Consider the following 8,510-nt stretch of genomic DNA (forward strand, 5'->3'; position numbering starts at 1 on the left):
TCCTCATCCTCGGGGCCTGCCGCGACCACGACAGGGCGCCGTCCGACCCGCTGGCGGTCACCCTTGAGCAGCTCAAGAAGGGCCAGACCCGGGTGACGGAGCTCACCTTGCTCCCGCTGTCGCGCGAGGACTGCGCGCGCCTCATCGGAGACACGCTCGGCGCTGACCCACGGACCCTCGCTCCGCTGGCGGCGTTGGTCTGCGAGAAGACCCACGGCAACCCCTTCTTCACCGTCCAGCTGCTCTTCGCGCTTCATCGTGCCGGCTTGATCACGTTCGACCGGGGACGCAACACCTGGCGGTGGAGCGCCTACCGCATTCGCGCGCTGGAGCTGACCGAAGACGTCATCGGGCTGATGCTCGACAAGCTGCGACGCCTCCCAGCCGTCACGCAAGAAGCGCTCAGGCTCGCGGCCTGCCTGGGCGCGACCGTCGAGTTCGAACCGCTCATCGTCACGAGTGGCTTCTCGGAGGAGGCCCTGCGCACCGCGCTGGACCTGGCGGTGCGGGAGGGGTTGCTCCTGTCCCTCGACGGCACCTATCGATTCTCACACGATCGCGTGCAGCAGGCCGCCTACGCGCTCCTCGAGCCCGAGGTGCGCGCCGCCACGCACCTGCGTATCGGCCGCCGGCTGCTCGCGCAGACCTCTCCTCAGCTGCTGCCCGAGCGGGTGTTCACCCTGGTGAGCCAGCTCAACCAGGGCATCCCTCTGCTCGAAGCGCTGGACGAGCGCATCGCGATCGCTCGGCTCGACCTGCTCGCGGCCAGGCGGGCCAAGGCCGCCTCCGCATATGGCGCGGCGATCCGGTACCTCCAGGCAGGCCAGGCGCTGCTGGCTCCCGATCCATGGACCGCCGATCATGAGCTCGCCCAGAGCCTTCACCTGGAAGAGGCCGAGAGCGAGCTGTGCGCCGGCAAGCTGGACACGGCCGAGCGCATCCTGGCCCTCGTGCTGGCCCATGCGCGGACTCCCGCCGAGCGCGCCGGCGCCTACCGGGCCCAGATCGACCTTCATACCACCCGGGGTGCCCTGAGCCCGGCCATCGACAGCGCCAGTGCCTGCCTCCGTCAGTACGGCATCGAGCTGAGCTCCCAGCCCACGCTGGAGCAGCTCGAGGAAGCAGATCGCACCGTGGAGCAGCTTCTCGGGGAGCACGCCATCGAGGCGCTGCTCAGCCTGGCCCCCATGCGGGATCAGGACATGGAGGCCGCCATGAGCGTGCTGGCCTCCTTCCTGCCGACGGCCTACTTCTGCAACCCGCAGCTGCACCACCTGGTGGCGTGCCAGATGGTGATCCTCACGCTCCGGCATGGACTGACCTCCGCCTCCACGGTGGGGCTCACCGCCTACGGCTTCGAGCTGGTCATCACCCACCAGCAGTACGCCAGGGCCGCCAGCTTCGCCCGCGTGGCGCTCGCGCTGGTGGAGCGGCACGGCTTCCTCGCGGATGAGGCGAAGGTGTGCCTGGTCGTGGGCGTCGCGCTCCTCCCCTGGGTCGAGCCGGCGCGCTCCCTCTACACCTACCTGGAGCGGGTCCTGCGCGCTGGAAGACGAGCGGGAGACGTGTTCTTCGTCTGCCTCGGGCTCACCCACCGCTGCATGCTGGCGCTGGCCGCGGGCGAACGGCTCGAAGAGGTCGAGCGCGCGGCGCAGGCCGCCGCCGACTTCACCCGCGGCGTTGGGAACGCGCCGCTGCTCCTCTGTGTCGAGATCGTCCAGCGGCTCACCCAGGCGCTGCGCGGCCGCCCTCCGGCGCTCTCCCTCGAGAGGCTCGATGAGGCGGCCTTCGCCGAGCGGGTGGGCCTCCACCCGCCGTTCGCCAGCTTCTGGTACCGCCTCCGGCGCCTCGAGCTCCACCTGTTCCTGGGCAACCGCGCCGCCGCGCTCGCCGAAGCGCGAAAGCTCTCCGGCCTCATCGTCAGCCAACGGGGCCAGTACGGTGAGGCCCATGCCGTCTTCATGGTCGCCCTGGCGCTGGCGGCCCATGGCGAGGAGGCACCCGCGGAGGAGCAGGCGGAGTGGAGGGTCGAGTTCGAAGGCCATCACGCCTTCCTCAGGAACCTGGCGGCTTTCTGTCCCGCCAACTTTCTCGCCTTCGAGGCGCTGGTGACGGCGGAGGTCGCGCGGCTGCACGGACGGGCCGAGGAAGCCGGAGCGCACTACGAGCGGGCGCTCCAGGCCGCGCGCGAGAGCGGCTTCCTCCAATATGCGGCGCTGGCGGGCGAGCTCGCCGCGCGCTTCTACCGTTCCCGCGGCCTGCGCACCGTCGCCGACGCCTACCTCGAGGAGGCCTGGCGCGCGTACCAGGAGTGGGGTGCCGAAGCCAAGCTGCGCCAGCTGGAGCAGCTGTACCCCCGCCTGAAGGAGCGCCTGTCGCGAGTGCTCCCCCATCACCTGTACGCGGAGCCCGCGCAGCTCGACGCGCGCGCGATGGTGCACGCCTCACAGGTCCTCTCCCAGGAGATCGTCCTGTCGCGGCTGCTGGAGAAGCTGCTGCGGAGTGCGCTCGAGCAGGCCGGCGCGGAGCGTGGATACCTGATGACGCTCGAAGGAGGCCGTCCCCTCGTGCGGGTGGCGGCGCAGCTGACGGAGTCCGGGATCCAGGTCTCCGTCTTCGGCGAGCCCGCCGTCCCCGGCGCCGAGCTTCCGGCCTCGCTCCTGACGCACGTGCAGCGGATGCGGCAGCCGGTCCTGCTCGACGATGCATCACAGCCGAACCCCTTCTCTTCGGATCCGTACTTCGCCTCGCTGCGCGTGCACTCGGTGCTGTGCATTCCCCTCGTCCGGCAGGCGGACCTCGCCGGCATGCTCTACCTGGAGAACAACCAGCTCGCGGGGGCGTTCACGTCCGAGCGGATCCTCACCCTGGAGGTGCTGGCCGCGCAGGCCGCCATCTCCCTGGAGAACGCCCGCCTCTATCAAGCGGCCCAGGAGGCCGTCCGCGTGCGCGACGACTTCCTGGCGATCGCCTCCCACGAGCTCAAGACCCCCATCACCGCCATGAAGCTCCAGGTGCAGTCGATCCGGCGGGTGATGGGCACGCGAGCGCCTGAAGCGCACACCGACGGCCGGCTCGTCACCCTGCTCGGGACCTTCGAGCGTCAGGTCAGCCGCCTGGCCTATCTGGCCGACGAGATGCTTGAGGTGTCCCGGCTCAAGGCGGGCGCGCTGGCGCTGGCGCTGGAGGAGTTCGACCTGTCCAGCCTGGTGCGGGAGCAGGTGGACCCCCTGGCGGATCGTCTGAGAGCCGCGAGTTGTCGAGCGGAGCTCGAGCTCGAGGAGACGGTGGTGGGGCGATGGGATCGTATCCGGCTGGGGCGGCTCGTCACCAGCCTGCTCCTCAATGCCGTGAAGTTCGGCGCGGGCCATCCCATCACCGTGCGGACGCGAGTGACCGGCGACCTCGCGCGGCTCGAGGTGCAGGATCGCGGAGGCGGTGTGGATCGTGCGGATCAGGCGCGCATCTTCGAGCGGTTCGAGCAGGCCGCGCCCGCGTACCATTACGGCGGGCTGGGCCTGGGCCTCTATCTCGCGCGTGAGACGGTCCGCGCCCACGGCGGCACGATCACCGTGGAGAGTGCGCTCGGCGCCGGCGCCACGTTCGTGGTGGACCTGCCCCTGAGTCCGCCGGGACCGACCGGCCGTGGACCCGCCGCTTGACGTGAAGCTCCAGAGGCTGGTGCAGGATGGACGCCCATGAGCGCGACCCCTGCCGTGAGCGACGAGCTAAGAGGCATCCTGAAGTCGCGGAGCAACCCTCGCCTCGCCGAGGCGACGCGCCGCTACTTCCCCACGGACGTCCGAGCCCTGGGGGTCAGCAATGCGGAGGTGCGGCGCATCGCCGATGCGTTCGTCAAGCAGAAGAGCCTGTCGCCCGAGGAGCGCCTGGCGGTGACCGAGGACCTGCTCGCCCAGGCGACCCACCACGAGGAGGTGCTCCTGGGGTTCGCTGTGGTCCGCAAGGCGGTCGGGCGCTCGTTCGACGAGGCGCTGCTGGACCGCTTCCGGTATTGGTTGGAGCACTCCGTCTGGAGTTGGGCCCAGTGCGACGACCTGTGTCTGACGGTGATGTACCCGTTCTTCCTCACCCGGACGCCCGCCATCACCCGAATCCAGCACTGGACCGGGTCCCGTTCCCCCTGGTGTCGGAGGGCGGCGAACGTCGCGCTCGTGAAGTTCGTGAACCGCGAGCTTCGAACCTCCCGGTACATGCTGCCCCGGGAGGTGATCCTCGGAAATGCACAGCGATTGCTTTCGGATCCAGAGCCGTACGTGCAGAAGAGCGTGGGATGGCTGCTGAAGGTGGCGGCGGACCACCACCGCGAGGCGGTGGTGGGGTTCATCCAGGAGAATATCTCCGGGATGCAGCGGGACACCCTGCGCTATGCCATTGAGCGGCTGGACCCGGAGCAACGGAAGGCGCTGCTGGCGCTGGAGTACAAGGTGCGCAGGAGCAATGCGTCTTGACCTGGGAGCTGCGCCCGCGACGGATGGATTCCCCGTGGCGCGCATACCCTTTCGGATGGCCACCGATCATGCGATGACGCGGCCTATTTCGAAGGGCAATGAAGAAGGCCCCGAGGCTCCCTCCAGCGTGTGCCAGGAGCCCCCGTCATGGTATTGCAGCGCTGCGTAGGGCGGGTCGCCAATGGACTGGTAGCGGATGGAGTCAACGCCCTGGTTGTCGCGGGTGAACATCTTCGAGGGCTTGAAATTGAAGAGGATCACCTTCTTGTAGAGCGGCTCGGTGAAGAGACGGGTCTGCTCAAAGTCGCGACGCGTGCCAGCGGAATCCTCCGCCCAGTCAAACAGCATGATCCCCACGCTGCCATGCCCTTGTGCCTTGCTGTTGCTCAGGGTTGGCAACGTGGGTTCGGGCGCCAGCAGTTGATCCAACAGGGCCCCCACCAGCGGATTGATGTGGGTCGCATTGGTGATGGGGTAATACCTCTGGGAATCCACGTCTTGACGATCCGACGACGACTGGTAGATCGCCGCGATGTTCAATTCGTTGACGCGATAGGAATCAAACCTCCGCGTCCCAACCCCGCCAGTGTGGTCGTGCCAGGCGTCGTACAAGAGGTGTCGCACCGCGTTCATCTTGTCGGCGTAGGTGAGCGTCTTGTGCGGGCCGCTGTATTTCCAGGTGTAGAGCGACTGCGCATGCAGCGTGCTGACCCGCTTCCTGCCATCGGAGGCGGGGGAGGTGATCCCAAAATAGGGATTGTTGTCGAACCGGGCTTCGTCCTTCAGTTGATACAGGTCCAGCCCGAACGCCTTCCGCTTTCCATGGGGGACCTCGGGATCCTTGAAGACGCGCCACAGCAGCAACTTCCCCTTCGCCTGACCGAGCGTCATCCGCAGGAAGTCCTCCGCGGTGTGCCGGGTGTTGAAGTCCAGGCTCTTCCTCTCGTGACTGGCATCATCCACGCTCTTCCAGATGTCGTGGATGCGGGTGTGGGTGTCGTAGTCAGCGGGCTCCGTGTCAAGATTGGTGTGGTCGCAATCCACCACCTTCATGATCACGCACTCGTCGCGGTGCTCCGGCTTGTTCATCCAGTCGTAGATGCGCGTCAGGACGGTCTTGAAGGACAGCCTTCCGCTGGTGGGTTGTGCATAGTAATCCCCCACGTCCTCAATCCCATGCACGACCTTCACGCCCTGGGGGCCATCGGTCTTGATGCGCACGTCGAGGAAGCGGACCCCTGCATCCAGCTGCTGCTCGAGCGTGGCATACTGCGTCGTGGAGATGGGCTTGCACGCATCCAGGCGGCTGCACGAGTCATGCGTTCCGGGGATCGACAAGTCCTTCAATTGGACGTTGGGATTGATTCTCGCGAGTAGCGACATCCAGTTGGAAGGATCAACAAGGTGGTCAATCAGTGGAACGCTCATCGTGATGCTCCGCAGGGGGAATTGGCAGGAACGGCGGTGCCCCGGAAAGGGACGTGTCGCACCACGTTCCAAGAATGGTGCCAATGCCTGTGGACCCTCTACGGCCTGCGCGCCCCGGGAGAAACGCGTCATACGCAGGGGCCCCTGCGTCCGGGCAATACGCGGCGCGTCTCGTGCGAACGCAAGAGCCTCAGCAACGGTGACGGGGACGGGGAGCTACAGTCCCTCCCCAAGAACCCCGGTGACCTCGTAGGCCAGACGCTCCGCCTGCTCGGCGGTGATGTCGCCGAGCAGCCCCTCGACGATCATGCGGGCCAGACCGAAGGTGAGTGCTTGGGCCGCGAGGACGCCCGCCGTGCGGCGCACGAGCGAGGGAGTCGCCTCGCCGCCCCGCCGTTTCCCGAGGATCAGGTCCATCGCCTCGATATTCATCGCTGACATCCGCTGCAGGGGAGGGGAGGCGGCGATCACGTCGGCCCGGCTGAGCACGGCGAAGTAGGCGGGCTCCTCCACCGCGAACCGGACGTAGGCCACCCCGCGCGCGCGGTGGGCCTCGGTCGGATCCTCGTGGGAGCGGGCCGCTGCCTCCATCCGCGCCTGCAGCCGCTGTGCGGCGTCTTCCGCCAGTGCGACCAGCAGGGCCTGCCGGTTCGGGAAGTGCCGGAAGGGCGCCGCCACCGAGACCCCCGTGCGGCGGGCGAGATCGTTCATCTTCACTGCGTCCACGCCGCGCGCGGCGATCGTCTCCAGCGCCGCCTGCAGGAGCGCTGTCCGCAGATGCCCGTGATGGTAGGCGTCGTCCGCCTTGCGCTCCGGCTCCGTCTTGCTGCTCCTGCGCGCCACCGCCGACCTCCTTCTTGCTTGCTCACCCAGAGGAGTGGATGCTATCGATGTGAGCGTCACTAACATGGATCGTCGTGCCCTGGAGCGGAAGCAGCGTGCTGTCCGCCCTTTTTTCTACCTGGATGTTAGTCGGATTTACATCGCATGCCGGCAAGGCCGCTTGCGCCGGAAGAGGAGTCGGTCATGAGGTCAGCGTGGGTTTGGCTTTTCCTGTGCGTCAGCGTCGGCTGGTCCACGCGTGTCAGGGCGGAGGAGGGAAGACGTGGGCTCGTGCTCGGGGCGGCCTTCGGTGTCTCATCCATCCGGACAGGGGTGGACGCGTTGCCAGCCCGGATGGAGCTCTCAGCGTCGTTTCCGAACTTGAAGATCGGGGCAATGCTCCGGCACGACACCGCGCTGGTCCTGCACCTTCCCGGCAGCATCTACCGGTACAAGGGGGCCGGCAGGGAGCGGGACCGGGGCTTCGAAGGCGCCATTCCCTCCCTCCAGTTCTGGCTGATGGACCGGTGGTGGGTGATGGGCGGTGTCGGGCTGACGCTCGATGCGCCCGCCTTCTACGATGTGAAGAGCAAGGACGAAGGGAAGTTCCATCTGGGCCCGTCCGTGACGCTCGGGACCGGCTTCGAGGTCTTCAGGGCGGGGCGCTTCGTCGTGGACGTCCAGGGCCGGGGCCACTACGGCACCGCCCGTGTCCCGGAGGGGACGCGCAAGGGATTGGCCTTCAATCTGCTGGCCGGCATCAACTGGTACCAGGGGCGATGACTCACCTGCGTGTGGAGGCAGACCGAGCCGTGGTCACCGGGACACGCGCCTTTTTGTCCTTCAGGGCTCCGTGCGTTGGAGCCACACCTCACCCACTTCGGGCGAGGTCTTCTCGAGCACCTTGCCGTCGCGGGCTACTGTGGACGTCTCACACACCACGCCCACCAGGCCCAGGCACGCGTCGGCGAGCACCACGGAGCACGAGGTGTGTGGCAGAGGTTCCGTGCCGCAGCGGTCAACGGTCTGCCAGGCGAGTTGCTGTTCGGCGCGTACGGCGGGGGACGGGCTACGCTCCGCCTCGGCGCAGGCCTCTTCGCTGCAACGCAGGGCCGAGGGGCAATCCATCACTCCACCATCACAGCCGCCCGCGCGGGCGCGGCAGGTGTCCGCCGCTCCCCGCACGGCGGCCGAGGAGCCGCACGACCACTCGGAGTGCCTCGCACACGGACCGGTGAAGACCTCCGCTTCCTCCTCTGTCAGCACCAGACTGGAGGGCATCTTCTCCCGCGGGGGTGAGCCCTCGATGCCGAGCAGGACGCCACGCTTGGGGCGCGCCACCGTGTCTTCCGTCCCCTGCGCGAGTTTGCCGAGCGCCGCCGCCTGCTCCGAGAGGGCCAGGTTCACCGCCGCCCCGGAGCTGCCCCCTCCCGAGCCGTGCTCCGTCCACTTCGCCCCGCAGCCGTACACGGGCGCCTTGCAAGCGCTCGCCTTCGTGAGGGGAGAGCACTGGCCGGGGCCGGGTAGCGCCACGCTCACGCCCAGCGCATGCAGGTTGAAATAGGCGGCCTTGCGCGTGCGCTCCGCGTCTGGGGGCAGCTCCGCCTTGCCGGGGGCCGCCAGCCGCACGGCGCGCAGGTTGGCGCGCACCGCTTCGGCCGTCCTGTACCGCACCGGATTGTTGAGACACTAGATTGGTTGTAATCAGGCCGCTTGCTTCTGCATCAGCTCTCGCCGGGCCTGACTCGGCGAGAGGAAATGGTGGCGCTCCAACAGCCAGTGCTCGTTGTA

At 67.9% G+C, this 8,510-nt stretch carries 6 protein-coding genes; 3 read left to right on the forward strand and 3 right to left on the reverse strand.

All coding sequences use genetic code 11. The features are described 5' to 3' along the window. On the forward strand, positions 1–3,662 hold a 3,662-nt coding region (locus D7V93_RS31115; RefSeq protein ID WP_120646839.1), incomplete at its 5' end, for a GAF domain-containing sensor histidine kinase. Between the two features lie 36 nt (positions 3,663–3,698). Beyond that, positions 3,699–4,469 carry a DNA alkylation repair protein gene (locus tag D7V93_RS31120; RefSeq protein WP_120646840.1) on the forward strand — a complete coding sequence of 257 codons (771 nt, stop codon included), beginning with the start codon at positions 3,699–3,701 and terminating at the stop codon, positions 4,467–4,469. Positions 4,470–4,535: 66 nt separating this feature from the next. Here D7V93_RS31120 and D7V93_RS31125 read toward each other — a convergent pair whose 3' ends face one another. Together D7V93_RS31125 and D7V93_RS31130 are read right to left on the reverse strand one after the other, a co-directional pair. Further along, positions 4,536–5,897 carry a PI-PLC domain-containing protein gene (locus tag D7V93_RS31125; RefSeq protein ID WP_147451425.1) on the reverse strand — a complete coding sequence of 454 codons (1,362 nt, stop codon included), beginning with the start codon at positions 5,895–5,897 and terminating at the stop codon, positions 4,536–4,538. A 216-nt stretch (positions 5,898–6,113) separates the two neighbouring features. Then, on the reverse strand, positions 6,114–6,740 hold the full coding sequence (locus tag D7V93_RS31130; RefSeq protein ID WP_158623903.1) for a TetR/AcrR family transcriptional regulator: 627 nt from the start codon (positions 6,738–6,740) through the stop codon (positions 6,114–6,116). Positions 6,741–7,115: 375 nt separating this feature from the next. Between D7V93_RS31130 and D7V93_RS31135 the strand changes: the two genes are divergently transcribed. Continuing rightward, positions 7,116–7,502 (forward strand): hypothetical protein, encoded by a 387-nt coding sequence (locus tag D7V93_RS31135; RefSeq protein WP_120646843.1) that lies wholly within the window; start codon positions 7,116–7,118, stop codon positions 7,500–7,502. Between the two features lie 60 nt (positions 7,503–7,562). On the opposite strand, the gene D7V93_RS31140 is transcribed toward D7V93_RS31135, so the two are convergent. Continuing rightward, positions 7,563–8,393 carry a hypothetical protein gene (locus D7V93_RS31140; protein ID WP_147451426.1) on the reverse strand — a complete coding sequence of 277 codons (831 nt, stop codon included), beginning with the start codon at positions 8,391–8,393 and terminating at the stop codon, positions 7,563–7,565. Between the last annotated feature and the right edge of the window lie 117 nt (positions 8,394–8,510).

The sequence above is a fragment of the Corallococcus llansteffanensis genome (assembly GCF_003612055.1).
GTDB classification, from domain to species: Bacteria; Myxococcota; Myxococcia; order Myxococcales; family Myxococcaceae; genus Corallococcus; species Corallococcus llansteffanensis.

What these genes read in the sequence shown, in the direction of transcription:
- D7V93_RS31125 (WP_147451425.1), bottom strand. Translation starts at nt 5,897, where the DNA reads ATGAGCGTTCCACTGATTGACCACCTTGTTGATCCTTCCAACTGGATG.
- D7V93_RS31120 (WP_120646840.1), top strand. Translation starts at nt 3,699, where the DNA reads ATGAGCGCGACCCCTGCCGTGAGCGACGAGCTAAGAGGCATCCTGAAG.
- D7V93_RS31135 (WP_120646843.1), top strand. Translation starts at nt 7,116, where the DNA reads ATGCTCCGGCACGACACCGCGCTGGTCCTGCACCTTCCCGGCAGCATC.